The sequence below is a fragment of the Methylophilus sp. genome (assembly GCF_035460085.1).
Taxonomy (GTDB): domain Bacteria; phylum Pseudomonadota; class Gammaproteobacteria; order Burkholderiales; family Methylophilaceae; genus Methylophilus.
Window position 1 is genome coordinate 1 of sequence record NZ_DATHWZ010000012.1, and the last position, 14,442, is coordinate 14,442.

Genomic DNA, 14,442 nt, shown 5'->3' on the forward strand with positions numbered 1-14,442 from the left:
AAGATGGCGATAACGATATGCAGGCTAAACAGTGACAGGCCTGCGGTATTCACGTAGTAATCTTTGATGGCAAACGCTGGCATCAGCACAAACAAGGCGGCTGGGGGTAATACAAAAGCCTGCAGGCTGTGGAGTGCGTGCTTCAGGTCAGCTATCCAGTAAATCAGCACCGTCAGCCAGAGGATGGCGGAAAGGGCGAAGTAGACGCCAAGGTTGAATCCCCCCACTGCAAACATGTCGCGGTAAAGCAGCCAGCCATGCAAAATCACACCTAATGCCACCATGGCACTATGAAGCTGGAACGATGCCTGCGTTTCACTGGCAGGCTTGTTTTGCCTGGCAATACGCCAGTAATCCATTGCCACTGCCATATAGATAAACGCGACGACCAGATAGGGAATAAGATGCTGAATCATGGACTGCATTATGGCAAAACTCGGCGTATTCGCCTAGCATGATGTAAAATCCCCCACTTATTCAAAGACCTGTTTTAAAGAGAGTTTACCCATGCTGGAAAACCTGACCGGCCGCTTGCAGGGCGTGATTAAAAACCTGCGAGGCCAAGCACGTTTAACTGAAGACAACATTGCCGATGCCATGCGAGAAGTGCGGATGGCGCTGCTCGAAGCCGATGTGGCCTTGCCGGTGGTGAAAGAGTTTATCGCCCGCGTCAAAGAGCGCGCCAATGGCCGGGAAGTGCTGCAAAGCCTGACACCAGGGCAAGCCGTGATTGAAGTCGTCAATGACGAATTGACCGAGTTGATGGGTAAAGCCAATGTTGGCCTCAACCTGGCAGCAGTGCCGCCGGTGGTGATCCTGATGGCCGGTTTGCAAGGTGCGGGTAAAACCACCACTTCCGGCAAACTAGCCAAACTGCTTAAAGAGCAAAAGAAAAAAGTATTGCTGGCCAGTGCCGACGTTTACAGACCAGCTGCGATTACCCAACTGCAAACCCTGGCGAAACAACTGGACATTGATTGCTTTGATAGTAATCCGCAACAAAAACCGCTGGAAATCGCTGCACAAGTCATGGAGCAAGCGAAAAAGAATTACTACGATGTGGTGATTTTCGATACGGCTGGCCGCCTGGCGATTGATGAAGCCATGATGGCCGAAATCAAAGACTTGCACGCATTATTAAAGCCAACTGAAACCCTGTTTGTGGTTGACGCCATGCAAGGCCAGGATGCCGTGAATACCGCCAAAGCCTTTGGCGAGACATTGCCACTCACAGGCGTCATCGTCACCAAGCTAGACGGTGATGCGCGTGGCGGTGCAGCCTTATCTGTGCGGCATGTCACCGGCCAGCCGATCAAGTTTATCGGCGTCAGTGAAAAAGTCGATGGCCTGGAGCCTTTCCATCCTGACCGCATGGCAGGCCGTATCCTCGGCATGGGTGATGTACTGAGCCTGATTGAAGAAGCACATAAAAAAGTCGATCTGGACGAAGCCAAAAAAGTCGCCGACAAAATCAAGTCAGGCGCCAAGTTCGACCTCAACGACTTCAAATCACAAATGCTGCAAATGCGCAAAATGGGCGGCATGGCATCACTGATGGATAAAATGCCCTCACAAATCGCCGGCATGGCTCAAAAAATCAATACTGATGATGTTGATAAATCCCTGCGTCGCATTGAAGGCATTATCAATAGCATGACCCCGGACGAACGCAGCAAACCAGAACTCATCAAAGCCACCCGCAAAAAACGTATCGCTGCCGGTAGCGGCGTGCAGGTTCAGGATGTGAACCGTCTGCTGAACCAGTTTGAAGAAACACAAAAAATGATGAAGATGTTCAGCAAAGGCGGTATGGCCAAGATGATGCGTGGCATGGGTGGCATGATGGGTGGTAAATTCCCGGGAATGTAAAGACCAAAATTACGGGATGTATGAAAAATAAACTTTTTATACAAAAAAGCAAAAACAGCATTGACCAATTCCCGTAAATCCCCCATAATCGCGTTCTTTCAAATTTGACGCAAACAAAGCGGCAGACAGCGAAATGAGGGGTGTTAGCTCAGCTGGTAGAGCAGCGGACTTTTAATCCGTTTGTCGTGGGTTCGATCCCCGCACACCCTACCAAAATACAAAAGACGGCTTGCAGAAATGTGAGCCGTTTTTTCTTTTCTCGATACTGAACAGTGTTTCAGTTTTCCAGTATTTCAGAATGCAACACTACTTTGTGCTACCAAACTTAGCACCTCCTCCCGGCACACATCATTTGCTAATAGGCTGGATCATGTAAAAAGTTTGACATTTAATTCGCCCCTTTTCGAAGTCACTACTGATTTATACTACATTATTTTCTAAATTTAACCTGCGGATGGCTGAGCGAATGATTAAACATCTTCTAGAACTCCAAGTTGATAAAGAGAAGCTACTTGTGAAAAACAGAGAATGCGAACATCGTGAATTTAAACGTCAATTCGATACAGACTCAATTTGGAAATATGCAAAAACAGTAGTGTCTTTTGCAAATAGAGATGGTGGTGCAATTTTCTTTGGGATCGCTGATAAACCTAGAGCTTTGATTGGACATATAGGAGATGAGCCAGAAGGGCTAGTGGTAGCAAATTTTTTGAAAGAATATTTTGAACCAGTAGTAAGTATTGAATTAGATAGTATCGAGTTACTTGGAAAAAAAATCCTATACATTCGAGTTGAGCCTTCCCAAAATAAACCTGTCATTTGTAGAAAGCGGAAAATCCAAAAAGCAGATAAACCTGGATCTTCGGATAAAGAGCTTCTACGAGAGGGGGCAATTTATTACAGATACAATTCAGCCAGCGAAGAAATTAAATATGCTGAACTGAAAGTCTTGCTTGATGATAAGTTGCAAGGATTTTTTAAATCTCTAGTGAACAATATCACTTTAATCAATAAAGTTGGATTAGATAAGGCTGCAATAGTTAATGCTTATGATTTTTCAGGAGATGGTAAGACTAGCTCTATTTATTTAACAAATGAAACTGCTAAAAAAATCAATTGGATTAAAAAAGGGAAGTTTATTGAGAATCAAGCCGATGGTGAGAGTGCTTATTATGTTACTAAAGAAGTAACATTAAGTAAGGGTGTTGAAATAGAAATACCTGTTGATCCCGCAATGACCTATGTGTTAACAAAGACAGGGTTGTGTGAGGCGGTAGGGATTTCTAACAACTATATTATGCCAATTCTTGAAAAGTTAAATTTGCTTACTGCTGAGCATCACTATTTAGGACACCATGGGAAAAATCCGCTTCATAAATTTACAATAAATGCAAAGAACATAATCTTGGAAAATTACCCTTTGGATATGGAAAATAGAATGAGTAATATCAAAGCGGTTTATGCCAAATCCAAAGCAAAATAAAGCGACTGTGAACCTGCATGGACTGTTCACATGTGTCGTTAGCAGCTGTTGTCTTAGTTCATATTTTATAAATCAATATTGATCAAAACACCATCGATTTGCTCTTTCACAAGTCCACGCTTAGTTAATTCAACTACTGCACGTTTGTACTGGTTACTTGTTATCCCAAGTGTTGACATAACTGTTCTGTGCGTACCTGACGGCCAAGGCTGCGGCGGTAAGGTGGCAAGTACCTTTTCAATAAGTGACTCATCGACAATATTTTTTGTGTTAATAGTAGCTTCGATCAGGGCTGTAGCATCTTTTGGAGGCTTAGGAGGGGGTAACTCGGCAAAGCGTTCAGCAATATATTTTTTCCACTCGTCCTCTTGCCATGTATAAGCAGTCTGTGCGAAATCTACTGATATGCGCTTTCTAATAATTTTCCCCCATCCTGCGCTTGTTCCTCCCAAATCTACAAAGTACACGTATAGCGTTTTGCGAAGATCTTTTTCGCGTAAAAGAGTTTTTATAGATAAAGTTGTTTCCCACTCAATTTTAGCTCTTGGAGAGTGTACTACTGAGTTGACTGAACCTTTCAGCTCTTTTACCTCTTGAATTAAAGCAGCTAAGATTGAGTCTTCACCAAGGTTTTCAGATGCAGCTGCAATTGCAGCCATTCGCCCGACTGCGTCCATTGGTCTATAAAACTTGCCTTCAGCAGCTGCTTGAATGAATGCGACAATTTTCTTCTTATTAATTTCTATATCCATGAAATCTCTATCATGCATAATGACTCTCTGATTTGACACGTCGAAAGGTAATCTTTGGCCCTCCCAAGCCATAATAACCAACGGTAGACCCAGCGCATGTCGAATACCTAGTTCGTACATAACATTTGGATTGGGATCATCCTCTCGTTCAAAGCCACCTAGATCTACTAACACCATTGGATCATATGCTAGATGGGCTCGAATTTCGTCATTAATTGCTCCGGGCTGTTCTTCTCCTGCAGATAGTACAGGTAAATATCCTGAGGCATGTATTGCTGGTGATAGCACAACCTCATACCATCCTTTAAACCACTTTTGCTCTTCTGAATCTCGTCCAAATGGCATAACTACAAAACATGATGGCTTATCTTTTGACTGTGCCTCGGTATTCATTAGAATTCCTTATGAAATCAGTGGTTATTTTGGGGTAATTGAAAAGTAGGGCTTAAAATTCAATTGTTTAATTAAAATAATCAATTCCAATCGGCTTCAAACTTACCGATAGTTCATATTCGAACACATTGACTTGAGGGAGATACATACAAGCTAATTTTATGTCTTCCGATATTTCACGAGCAACAATTACGCCCCTCACTTTTTGTCCTGCCTCGGCCAGATTCTTTTCAATCCAAGCCATGTACCGCATTATTTGACCCACAACTCTTTCGTGCCCTTTTGAGACTTTTAATTCAACTACAACCAAGTTCTTATCTTTGTCTATTGCTAAGATATCAATGAATCTTCCATCTACAGGAAACTCCAATCCTGTAATTCCTTCCTCGATGTATAACTTTAAGCCCGGCTCAAGCAGCATTAAATTTTTTGCTAGGAAGCTCTGTAAATCTTTCTCATATGCAAAGGTGCTTGTATGTGGATTTAAAGACTCTTCGATAGTTACGACTTTATCTTTTTCTCTAATATTAGAAAGGTCGGCAGAAGAATGAAGAGGCGGCCCATCAGTCTCAGGATTGAAAAGTCTGAATCTGCTACTATCAACTTGATAAAGTCTATCCTCATCACCTCTTGGGTTATGGTGTAGGCGGCTCGGAGCATTAATGCTAAACCGAATTAGATGAGCAGAGATGGTACCGGCTTTAATTTTTGGATATCGTTTAGAAAACCAATTCAGTGCATCCTCTCGAGTAAATGCCTCACCCAAGTTTGGGGCGAGCTCACCAATCATATTTTTAATCAATTCTCGTACAGGCTGTTCGTATATTGCCATTCACTTTTTCCTTGGCTTGGTGCGGTGATTCTAGAGTGTAACCACTTCCAATGTAAGAAGCCCCTAAGAATACAACTCCAATCCTCGGTATTCAATGATTAGGACGCAGCTTTTCAGATTTCAGTTTTTCAGCATTCCGCTACTTTTCCGGTTTTTCAACTTCTCTCCCTCACCCTGACCCCAAACTCACCCGCTGCAGCCCCAAAACCTACCCATAGTCGCTCGCCTTGAGCCATAGCCAAGGTAACAGGGGCTCGCTGATACGACGGTAATCCCGTTGGCAATCGTTTGCCGCTATGTTGGCTTGGCGTGGGAGTTGGAATTGAATCAGGCGAAGTAGATTAACGTTGATAGTCAGATTCAAATCTTCGGTGGGCAGTTCATGATGAGACTCAAGATTAACGCCCTGGGTCTTTTTTGTTTTGAGTATTGATATAAACTAACTCAAGACAAAATACTTGTTGAGCATTCAGGGAAAATAATAATGAAAAAAGTGATCCTAGCTGTGTTTCTTTTATCTCTAGCAGGTTGTGGCCCATCACAATCAGAATTGGATCAAGCTAGAAATAAAACTTTAGAGCTTGAGTCCCAAGTTAAAGCTCTAAAATCTGAACTCAATGATATAAAGTTTGGGGCTAATCAACTGCTCACTGAGGCTAAGGTTGCTTATGATTCAAACAAAGATGGTGAAGCTAATAAGTTACTCACTGAATTATTGAACCGACATCCAACCTCTCCAGAGATTGCGGATGCGAAGAGTTTGCTAGCTAAGGTTGACGCTCGTATTGCAGATACTGAAAAGCAAACACAGTTAGCGAAAGAGCAAAAGCTGCAAGAGGAACGCAAAGCTCTCGAGCGGATAACCGTCAATATGAGAAAAGATACTGACGAAATTAAAGGTATCACGTGGATCAGTCACCGGAATAAACCAATTCTAGCAAACTATATTTCTCTCTATTTTGGGACCAATAAAAATAACGTAGCTGATTATCCTTTAAGGATGAAAATTCATTACTACGGTGATGATTGGCTTTTTGTTGAGTCAGTAACAGTGAAAGCTGACGACAAGGTATATGAATTAGGTCGGCTGGATTTTGAGCGGGATAACGGTTCAGGCTCAGTCTGGGAATGGGTGGATTTGCCAGTCAAAGATTTCGATATGATTAATCGTTGGATGAGCGCTAAACGCGTAATTGTAAGATTAGAGGGAAATCAATATTACAAAGACTTTACGCTTTCGCAGAAACAACAAACGCAAATGCGGGAGGTTTATCAAGCTTGGAAGCTGATGGGTGGCAAGCAATGATTGATTATGAAACTTAATTGAGAGACAGCCTTCTGAAGTGGCAACTCTAGGCAAACCCTTACTTCCAACGTTAGCCAAAGGAATACATGATGGGTATCATCTGCAAAATGAAACGGCTTATGATAGTGATTGTGCTTAATCTGTCCCTTCCACTTTTAGCAGTAGAGGCTGAGGTCACTGAAACGATAGAAATGACAAGTGAACCCACCAAATGTTATGAAGCCGTTTGGGGTAGCAATGAAAAGAATAAGGCCGGCTTGGGCTTAAATGCTGGGCAGGCTGTTACGCTTTGTAGCGGTGCAACAAATGCCTCAAAGGTGGTTTTGTGCTTTTTGGAGGCTTGGGGACACCCTAAAAATGGCGGCCTCGGCCTGACAGCTGGTCAAGCGGTTACGCTATGCAAATCAAACTCTCTGCAATAGCAAGTTGAGTACACTATTTAGTACAATCATGGTGAATTAAAATTACCAGCCAAGAAATACGCTATTACCAGGACTTCGCAATTGGATGAGCCACTTGCGTAATGTTTCTCTGTCAGCCACGTTGATAGGGTAGGAGCGTGCTCTACGGATTGTATCTGCTCCTGGAGATAATGCGGATGATGTCACGATTAGGCCTGAATGCGCAGATTCATCTAGAATATCTGCCCATAAAGCCTTCACAATTACTTTGCCCACTTTTTGCTTTTGCCTTTTACATTGAACAAGGATTGTAGGTGGGTCAGCCTCTGTTAACCTGTTTTTCCAGATACGAATATCTATTCCGCCATCGTTTCTGCCTGGGCCTATATCCACATCAAAACCATTGCGCAAGAAAAATTCAGCGGTGAGGGCTTCAAATTTTCTCCAGTGAATTTCTCCAAGACTCTCAAAGTTTGATGATAAATAATCTATAAAGCGTTGATCAAAAAATGTCCCATACATGGTATCGAGCGATTCACTCTCAAATAAATCGAGTAATGCCAACGTATTTTGCCAATCGACCTGTCTAGCAGGGTGCCAATCCCAAGGACTTGCTAGCTCACTTAACTCTATAAGATCTATTAATTCTGTCGCTATTTCCATTGCGTCAGATGGAAGAGATGTCTGAATGATTTTATAGAATTCTACTTTGTTGAAACCATCACTCAGCGCATGCTTTCCTTTGTCGAAATGATAGGAGCCAAGTTGAAAAAGTACTTTTTCGAATAATTGATGCTTTGTCGCATCAGTTCGATATTTCAAGTCGAGGATAGTTGGTCCGTGTCCAACAAAGGGCTGCTTAAGAAAACCTAGCTTATAAAGCAAAATTTGAAAAGCATCTTCTATAGCGTCTGCACGAACTCTAATTGGTTCATCAGACTGTGTAATAAGTGCTTCGGTAATTGAGTTAGATTCTGCGATATGCTTCACCATCTCTTCCCTAGTGAGAGCCAATCCCGATTTATACCCAACTTTCTCTTCGAAAAATGTAACAAGTTTGTTAGGGGGTATCCAAATGGTGCCCATAAGAACAAGATCCATTACAAATTAGAAAGGGGTTCAAATCTTACTCAGTCTAAATTCTAAAGCATCTGCAATCTTCAGCAGATTAATCACCGTGACATTATGTTCGCCACGTTCTAGTCGTTACTAGATTCATTAATGATTTTTTCTCGTTTTTCTTTGCCAAGCCTTGATGCCAATATTGATATAAATTGATTAAAGAATATACTTTAATCAATAGGGAGCGCAGTAAATTTCTCGTATGAACACCTAAGAAAATACTTGGGATTCAAGTCACACAATTAGAGCAGTGGCATTAGATTTTATTTTACAATCAAATCGTAAGGGGAATTACATGAAGCGCTTTCAAATCGCAGGGATAACTATGCTTAGCTTGGGAACTTTGACAGGTTGCCCATCAACATATATCGGTAATATCAAGTTCTCAAACGAGGAATTATGCTCCAAAGAGTATTCTAAAAGTGACTGTCTACCTCAGGCGCGTTATGAAGACATCCAAAGGTTTAATCTCATACAAAGTCGGCCATTATTATCAGCGCGTGATATAAAAAATTTGGATACATTATCTTTAGCTGAAAATGTAGTTACGGAAGTTTACCCAAATTCAGCTGGAGAGACTGCATCTGGCATCACAGTGAGTGTAGATCATCCTAGAGCTTTCAATTCGAATCTGATCCCTTCATATCTGGGTCGTATATTTGCTGCTGATACTGACGGGAAAGATATATTAGTCCCCAAATTTGGCAACATAACTTACCCACGTCTTGATACCGCTCTAGTTGAGAAGGTTCCGACAGAAAGGCTCGTACATACTAAAGTCAAGGGAATTGAAGAAAAGCAGATACAAGCTAAATTTTCTGTGAATGTGTCAGATATCGTTGCACAATCCTTAACCGGCACTACCTTACCTTTTGAACTTCCTGCAAAACTCAAGGCTGATTTATTAGAGATTGTAGCTGGATTTTCTTACAAGTCATCCAGCAAATCGCTTGGAAACGGGGTATTTGAGTATGTGCAGCTTGAAACTGAGTTTCTGGATAAAATTATAGAGAATCTTAGTAAGAATGAATTGATACACATTAGAGGTACAAATAAGAATCTGCTTAGTTGTTTAAAGAGTGAAAGCTTTGAACCAATCGCACAAACTTCATCTGCTGTATATGTTGGTGATGCTCTAAATCACATAGAGTCGGATGCAATTAAGCTTGCAGATGAGAGTCAAATTGCTGAAAAATTAGCGATTTCTATCGTAAACAGGATGGAGGACCCTGTTTCTGTAGATAAAAAGAGGATTTATGGATTTATAACAGGGGTTTCAATTTTGCGTACAAGTGGAAGTGCGAAAGTATGTTCTACTCTTGGCGCAGACATTGGGAGTGTTGATTCTAATATCGATCCAACTGATATTTGCCAGCAGCTGAAAGCTACTGTTACTGAGACGGTAACTGCATTCTATCAGGCAAAAAAAGTGAGCAATAACCCTGACGAAACAGCAACATCTGCCAACCCAATCACGGATGAGCAAATTGCAGTCCAAGCCGCAGCCGTATCAAAGAAAGTGACAAACGCATTTGCTATTGGATATGCTAAGTCCTCGGCAAAAGACTTAAGTTTAAGTGATCATGGAAGTGTTTTAAGTATTCATTACATTCCTCTGATCATACCCCGATTGACTGCTGAAATTCCCACATGTAATCCATAGATTTACATCTGTATTTCAAGTAATTTTGATTCAGTGGTTTGTCTTGCTTTAGATTTTGAGGCATGACATGCGTTGAGTCATACGTGATTTGGTATGCAGCTGTGTCGCAAAATTTTCCTTTCGGTCAAGTTTCGGTGATCGAATCCGCCTAACTCGTTGAACCGCATCAAAAACAAAAGGTGAAATTGAGTCAGACAGAAAGCATCAGTTCGGCATTAGGTTCGGTATTGGGCTGAGGTAGTGGGGTCATCTGAAAAAGTAGTTAATTTTCATGTAGTTTCGACTTCACAAAAATCCAACTTTGTGTACTTTTAATCCGTTTGTCGTGGGTTCGATCCCCGCACACCCTACCAAAATATAAAGACGGCTTGCAGAAATGTGAGCCGTTTTTCTTTTCTCAATGCCGAACGGCTACTTAGAATTTCAGATTTCAGTTGTTCACTATTATTTCAAGTAAATGCAGTTTTTGTGGTTTTTCAAAATTCCGGCCTTTTAGACAGCCTGAAACTTACCTACATCGCAGTTATAAAGCTAGCCATAGTCGTACCTCTTGAGCCCTAGCCAAACAATCAGGGACCGGTTGTACGATATCCAAGTGGAATAATTGGCCGTTATGTTTGCTTGGTATGGAAAGTCTGATTCAATCCGTCTGGGAAGACTTAGTCATTGGCTTAGCAATAAAATAATTAGCATTTCACCCCTAATATTTTCCTACATTGATTTCAGTCTAATATCTATTTAACAGAAATTCCATTCATGTGATTATTTTGTGTTGTTGTTCACGGTTTGGAATACAAAATATGACGAATAGCCTAGAGGATAAAACCACTGCAGAGTTACTTATGATGGCGAATGCCGGGTTGGGGTTTACTTTAAACGTCAATAGTCTTCCCGCTAAAGAACTCTTGGAAATTACTAATGCCGCCGCACTGAGTGGAGCACAGATCACGCTGATTGATGAAGCGCAGAAGTTAGCTAGAGAATCTAGTTAGTTAAAGACTCAGTTGCCCATACTTACAAACCTCGCGCCATAGCCAAACAATCAGAGGTTGCCTGATACGACTATCTTTGTATAGATGATTGGCCTATGTTGGCTTGGCATGAGAATTGGAATTTATAAAGCTATGGAGGGTATATATTAGATAACTGTTGCTTCAGCCAATATTTTTTCTCGTAGATTGTCAGGTAATAAATTGGGTGTGATCACATCAACTGAGACTTCTAACAATGCTTCTAATTGCCGTTGAATATTTCTAATGTCGGATGGCGTAAATTCTGAAGTCCGATCCACCACGATATTCAAATATGAATCATCGAGTTCATACCCATTAAAACTATCTCTGATAACTCGTGGATAAAGCGTGTTGTTTGCTTCAACCACTTTAATGATAGCTAAGTGATGAGTCTTTATTTTGTCGGCGAGTTTCATACTTGGTATTTTCTTGTTTTGTAGTGCGTGATTATGAGTCTTATATCAACACCGTCAACTTTTAGTTCTACCCGACACACTCGACGACTCTTCGCCAATCGATGCGCTGTATGGCTGCTGGGGAGCGTCTTCCTAAGCCATCACATCTACAATATGGCCATGCCCGAATTTATATACATTAGGGTTGGCGGTATTCTTACCTTCTGCAAGTGTTGATTTATTTTGTGCTTCTTGGTTTTTTTGGGCCTCTTGAGCCATGATTTGCTGAATTTGCATTTGAATCAACTGAATCTGATCCTGGATCAGTTTTGATTGCTTTGAAACCTCTTCTGGTGAGCCTTTTAGTTCAGAAGCCTGTTTTTGTAATTCAGTAATTTTCTTCATGAGTACAGCCACTTTAGATGCAGCACTCGTACCGCCAGATGTTCTTGAAGGCGTTGTGTTGCCTACGCCCATGCTTCCAGTGTTAATACTTGTCATAAATTATCCTGATGTGACGAATGATAGGTCATTAAAATCCATTGTTGGAAGCAGAGTTTCATCCTCATTATTTCAGCACATTAAACTCTCTCACTTTATTATCGACACAAATTGCCGCTAATTTACCCTGTGAAGCTAAGGTCTTTGCTTGACCACCTTTTGAATTCGACTTCTTGAGCCTGGCCAAGCAATCAGGCTGGCAGATAAGATGGTAATCCAAGTCGCAATCTTTAGCCGTTATGCTGGCTTAGGGTAGGCGTTAGGATTCAGCCTTCTGTCAGCTGCTGGCGATTGGGATGAGATAACATGTCAAGGTAATGCATTTCTACAGGCGCACGTAACATTTCAGGCAAGCTTTTCATTATTTCCTGCATATATGGCATGTTGAAATGATGATCCAGATCGCTACGATCATGCCAGTTTTCGTACATGACGAATACGGTAGGATCATCCGAAGACTGGTGAAGATCATAATTTATACATCCTGCCTCTGATCTACTAAGCTCAATGAGAGATTTAAGTGTTGTAGCCACCTCATCTTGGTATCCAGGTTTCGCATATATAAATGCAACCAGACTAAGTTTCTTTTTCATGATTTATCCTTTCATAATGATGTGCAGGGTTTGTGAATTGCCGGGTTGAAAGTGATCTCCAGCAATCTGGTGCTGGAGATACCGATTAAGCATAGTCAGTAGAAACGGCCAGGTGCTTCCATGCATCTAATTCTTTCTGTACGAATTGATTCTTTTCAGTGATCTTATGCACAGTGTCTGAGCCTAATGGCAGTCTCAGGGGCGGCTCCTCACTATCGACCAATTCCAAGATTGCCTTGGATAACTTGGTTGGATCTCCAGGTTGCGCATGGTTGGCTGACGCGGCAAAATCACGCATGGCGCCAACTGTTGCAGCATATTCCGGGAAAGATTTCTCAGTTGAAACAAGCGAAGTACTGTCGAGAAAGTCTGTACGGAAAAAGCCTGGCTCAACTGTTGTGGCCTTGACCCCAAATGGCTCAAGTTCATAGGCCAGCGACTCGGTCAAAGCCTCCACTGCAAACTTGGTAGCGCAATAGGCTCCCCAGCCAGGGTAAGAGGCATAACCACCAATTGATGAAATGTTGATGATGTGACCGCTGTTCTGTTTACGCATATAAGGTACTACAGCGCGAATCACGTTGAGCAACCCAAATACATTGGTATTGAATAAATCTTTAACTTCTTGATCACCAGACTCTTCAACAGCTCCCAGCAAACCATATCCAGCGTTATTGACCAGAATATCAATGTGTGAAAAGTGGTCGATTCCGTCCTTGGCAACTTGAATGGATGCCGCCTCATCTGTGACATCCAGTTTCAAGGCAAGCAAATTCGGGTGATTCCCCAACGCGTCAATAATTGTCTTCGGATGACGTGCAGTAGCAATGACTTTATCACCACGCGCCAACGCATCTTTTGCGATTAATGCGCCAAACCCTCTTGAAGCGCCAGTGATAAACCAGACTCTTGATTTGTTGCTCATAACAATCTCCTTTGAGTGAATGAACCGCGACATGCAGAACATGGAGATCATCTTAATGACTATTCAAAAGTAAAAAAATATTCAATATAATTGTTTAATTATCAACCTGGGGTTGTTTAAATGCAGATGATCAGACCTTTAACCATGTTTCTTGCTGTGGCTAATGCCATGAGTTTCAGAAAGGCGGCCATTGACCAGGGAGTATCTCCGCAAGCCGTCAGTAAAGCCGTTAAGCAACTTGAAACGCATCTGGGTTTGAAGTTGCTCCACCGAACGACTCGACACCTGAGTCTAACCGAGGACGGTGAGCAGCTATTTCAAAATGCTAATCAAGGAATGCAGCTTTTAACGGATGCAATCGTTGGCCTTGAAGAAAGTAAGCAGGGAATGGATGGGGTAATCAGGTTGGCTGCCCCATTAGCTTTTGGCAATCGGATTCTATTACCAGTCATCGACGCGTTTCACTCGCTTCATCCTGATGTGCATTTTGATCTCATGCTGAGTGATGCGTTTGTGGACATCGTCACGCTTAGGATTGATATCGGCTTTAGAACTGGAAAGTCACCCGATAAAAATGTGATTTCGCGGAAACTGGGTGACATTGTTTCTGTGATCTGTGCATCACCTGAATATGTAGAAAAACATGGGTTGCCTCTGGATTTGAACGACCTTCAAGGACACCGGTGTACTGGCTTCTTGCATCCCCAAACAGGCAAAGAGCTGCCGTGGGAAATCAATGTAAATGGCGAAGTCAGTTATATCCATGTGCCTTCAGTAGCGCGATTCAACAATATAGACGCCGAGATTGAAGCAGTTAAACGTGGGATCGGTATTGGGCAACTCAGTGAATATCTAATTAAAAATGAATTAGAAAATGGGGAGTTGATACAAATACTTCCTGACGGGAGGGTGCCAAGACTGGGCATATACATGTATTACTCAGAACGCACAAAGATACCAGCCCGCGTAAGGCAATTTATTGACTTTTGTATGGCAACAATGACCAATGATAATGAGTAACATTGAGCTGCGAAAACTTATTTATTCAAGAGTGTCAATTCGGTATTTTTTGTTTTGGGGTGTTACTATTTATAAATTAAACCCATATAAAACGCCAATTGGAAATTAGTATGCTTTAAAGGTTGCTTGGCGTATTGTTTTAGTCTGCTTGTGTTAACCGTTATCAGTTGATCA

General features: G+C 41.9%; 14 protein-coding genes, 1 tRNA gene and 1 pseudogene. 8 read left to right on the forward strand and 8 right to left on the reverse strand.

The features are described 5' to 3' along the window. Nucleotides 1-416, reverse strand: a pseudogene (locus tag VK958_RS01710) (cytochrome C biogenesis protein); the annotation flags it as partial. Between the two features lie 91 nt (nucleotides 417-507). On the opposite strand from VK958_RS01710, the gene ffh reads away from it, so the two are divergent. The 3 genes from ffh (at nucleotide 508) to VK958_RS01725 (ending at nucleotide 3,352) form a co-directional block, all read left to right on the forward strand. Continuing rightward, entirely contained in the window at nucleotides 508-1,869 is a 1,362-nt protein-coding gene (gene ffh, locus VK958_RS01715) for a signal recognition particle protein (protein WP_325238531.1), read from the forward strand. Between the two features lie 137 nt (nucleotides 1,870-2,006). Further along, a tRNA-Lys gene (locus VK958_RS01720) sits at nucleotides 2,007-2,082 on the forward strand. A 253-nt stretch (nucleotides 2,083-2,335) separates the two neighbouring features. Then, the gene (locus VK958_RS01725) at nucleotides 2,336-3,352 is read left to right on the forward strand and encodes an AlbA family DNA-binding domain-containing protein (protein ID WP_325238533.1); all 1,017 of its coding nucleotides are present in this window, start codon (nucleotides 2,336-2,338) and stop codon (nucleotides 3,350-3,352) included. Between the two features lie 65 nt (nucleotides 3,353-3,417). On the opposite strand, the gene VK958_RS01730 is transcribed toward VK958_RS01725, so the two are convergent. Then, nucleotides 3,418-4,497, reverse strand: a complete 1,080-nt coding sequence (locus VK958_RS01730) for a hypothetical protein (protein ID WP_325238535.1) — start codon at nucleotides 4,495-4,497, stop codon at nucleotides 3,418-3,420. A gap of 67 nt (nucleotides 4,498-4,564) precedes the next feature. Continuing rightward, on the reverse strand, nucleotides 4,565-5,329 hold the full coding sequence (locus VK958_RS01735; RefSeq protein WP_325238536.1) for an endonuclease NucS domain-containing protein: 765 nt from the start codon (nucleotides 5,327-5,329) through the stop codon (nucleotides 4,565-4,567). A 484-nt stretch (nucleotides 5,330-5,813) separates the two neighbouring features. On the opposite strand from VK958_RS01735, the gene VK958_RS01740 reads away from it, so the two are divergent. Together VK958_RS01740 and VK958_RS01745 are read left to right on the forward strand one after the other, a co-directional pair. Beyond that, nucleotides 5,814-6,635 (forward strand): outer membrane protein assembly factor BamD, encoded by an 822-nt coding sequence (locus VK958_RS01740; protein ID WP_325238537.1) that lies wholly within the window; start codon nucleotides 5,814-5,816, stop codon nucleotides 6,633-6,635. Nucleotides 6,636-6,721: 86 nt separating this feature from the next. Then, nucleotides 6,722-7,057 (forward strand): hypothetical protein, encoded by a 336-nt coding sequence (locus tag VK958_RS01745; protein ID WP_325238538.1) that lies wholly within the window; start codon nucleotides 6,722-6,724, stop codon nucleotides 7,055-7,057. Nucleotides 7,058-7,099: 42 nt separating this feature from the next. Here VK958_RS01745 and VK958_RS01750 read toward each other — a convergent pair whose 3' ends face one another. Further along, complete coding sequence (locus VK958_RS01750; RefSeq protein WP_325238540.1) at nucleotides 7,100-8,122, reverse strand: restriction endonuclease; 1,023 nt, start codon at nucleotides 8,120-8,122, stop codon at nucleotides 7,100-7,102. 331 nt (nucleotides 8,123-8,453) lie between these two features. On the opposite strand from VK958_RS01750, the gene VK958_RS01755 reads away from it, so the two are divergent. Together VK958_RS01755 and VK958_RS01760 are read left to right on the forward strand one after the other, a co-directional pair. Further along, on the forward strand, nucleotides 8,454-9,821 hold the full coding sequence (locus VK958_RS01755; RefSeq protein ID WP_325238541.1) for a hypothetical protein: 1,368 nt from the start codon (nucleotides 8,454-8,456) through the stop codon (nucleotides 9,819-9,821). 800 nt (nucleotides 9,822-10,621) lie between these two features. Further along, nucleotides 10,622-10,813, forward strand: coding sequence for a hypothetical protein (locus VK958_RS01760; protein WP_325238542.1), 192 nt, complete (start codon nucleotides 10,622-10,624; stop codon nucleotides 10,811-10,813). A 146-nt stretch (nucleotides 10,814-10,959) separates the two neighbouring features. Here VK958_RS01760 and VK958_RS01765 read toward each other — a convergent pair whose 3' ends face one another. The 4 genes from VK958_RS01765 to VK958_RS01780 all read right to left on the reverse strand — a co-directional run bounded on the left by VK958_RS01765 (nucleotide 10,960) and on the right by VK958_RS01780 (nucleotide 13,248). Then, complete coding sequence (locus VK958_RS01765; RefSeq protein ID WP_325238543.1) at nucleotides 10,960-11,250, reverse strand: nucleotidyltransferase; 291 nt, start codon at nucleotides 11,248-11,250, stop codon at nucleotides 10,960-10,962. Nucleotides 11,251-11,382: 132 nt separating this feature from the next. Beyond that, nucleotides 11,383-11,730 carry a FlxA-like family protein gene (locus VK958_RS01770; protein WP_325238544.1) on the reverse strand — a complete coding sequence of 116 codons (348 nt, stop codon included), beginning with the start codon at nucleotides 11,728-11,730 and terminating at the stop codon, nucleotides 11,383-11,385. 266 nt (nucleotides 11,731-11,996) lie between these two features. Beyond that, nucleotides 11,997-12,323, reverse strand: a complete 327-nt coding sequence (locus tag VK958_RS01775; protein WP_325238546.1) for a putative quinol monooxygenase — start codon at nucleotides 12,321-12,323, stop codon at nucleotides 11,997-11,999. A gap of 85 nt (nucleotides 12,324-12,408) precedes the next feature. Beyond that, nucleotides 12,409-13,248, reverse strand: coding sequence for an oxidoreductase (locus VK958_RS01780; protein WP_325238547.1), 840 nt, complete (start codon nucleotides 13,246-13,248; stop codon nucleotides 12,409-12,411). Nucleotides 13,249-13,368: 120 nt separating this feature from the next. On the opposite strand from VK958_RS01780, the gene VK958_RS01785 reads away from it, so the two are divergent. Then, nucleotides 13,369-14,268 (forward strand): LysR family transcriptional regulator, encoded by a 900-nt coding sequence (locus VK958_RS01785; RefSeq protein WP_325238548.1) that lies wholly within the window; start codon nucleotides 13,369-13,371, stop codon nucleotides 14,266-14,268. Nucleotides 14,269-14,442 lie beyond the last annotated feature (174 nt).

What these genes read in the sequence shown, in the direction of transcription:
- VK958_RS01785 (WP_325238548.1), top strand. Translation starts at nt 13,369, where the DNA reads ATGCAGATGATCAGACCTTTAACCATGTTTCTTGCTGTGGCTAATGCC.
- VK958_RS01740 (WP_325238537.1), top strand. Translation starts at nt 5,814, where the DNA reads ATGAAAAAAGTGATCCTAGCTGTGTTTCTTTTATCTCTAGCAGGTTGT.
- VK958_RS01730 (WP_325238535.1), bottom strand. Translation starts at nt 4,497, where the DNA reads ATGAATACCGAGGCACAGTCAAAAGATAAGCCATCATGTTTTGTAGTT.
- ffh (WP_325238531.1), top strand. Translation starts at nt 508, where the DNA reads ATGCTGGAAAACCTGACCGGCCGCTTGCAGGGCGTGATTAAAAACCTG.
- VK958_RS01770 (WP_325238544.1), bottom strand. Translation starts at nt 11,730, where the DNA reads ATGACAAGTATTAACACTGGAAGCATGGGCGTAGGCAACACAACGCCT.
- VK958_RS01765 (WP_325238543.1), bottom strand. Translation starts at nt 11,250, where the DNA reads ATGAAACTCGCCGACAAAATAAAGACTCATCACTTAGCTATCATTAAA.
- VK958_RS01755 (WP_325238541.1), top strand. Translation starts at nt 8,454, where the DNA reads ATGAAGCGCTTTCAAATCGCAGGGATAACTATGCTTAGCTTGGGAACT.
- VK958_RS01760 (WP_325238542.1), top strand. Translation starts at nt 10,622, where the DNA reads ATGACGAATAGCCTAGAGGATAAAACCACTGCAGAGTTACTTATGATG.
- VK958_RS01750 (WP_325238540.1), bottom strand. Translation starts at nt 8,122, where the DNA reads ATGGGCACCATTTGGATACCCCCTAACAAACTTGTTACATTTTTCGAA.
- VK958_RS01780 (WP_325238547.1), bottom strand. Translation starts at nt 13,248, where the DNA reads ATGAGCAACAAATCAAGAGTCTGGTTTATCACTGGCGCTTCAAGAGGG.
- VK958_RS01745 (WP_325238538.1), top strand. Translation starts at nt 6,722, where the DNA reads ATGATGGGTATCATCTGCAAAATGAAACGGCTTATGATAGTGATTGTG.
- VK958_RS01725 (WP_325238533.1), top strand. Translation starts at nt 2,336, where the DNA reads ATGATTAAACATCTTCTAGAACTCCAAGTTGATAAAGAGAAGCTACTT.
- VK958_RS01735 (WP_325238536.1), bottom strand. Translation starts at nt 5,329, where the DNA reads ATGGCAATATACGAACAGCCTGTACGAGAATTGATTAAAAATATGATT.
- VK958_RS01775 (WP_325238546.1), bottom strand. Translation starts at nt 12,323, where the DNA reads ATGAAAAAGAAACTTAGTCTGGTTGCATTTATATATGCGAAACCTGGA.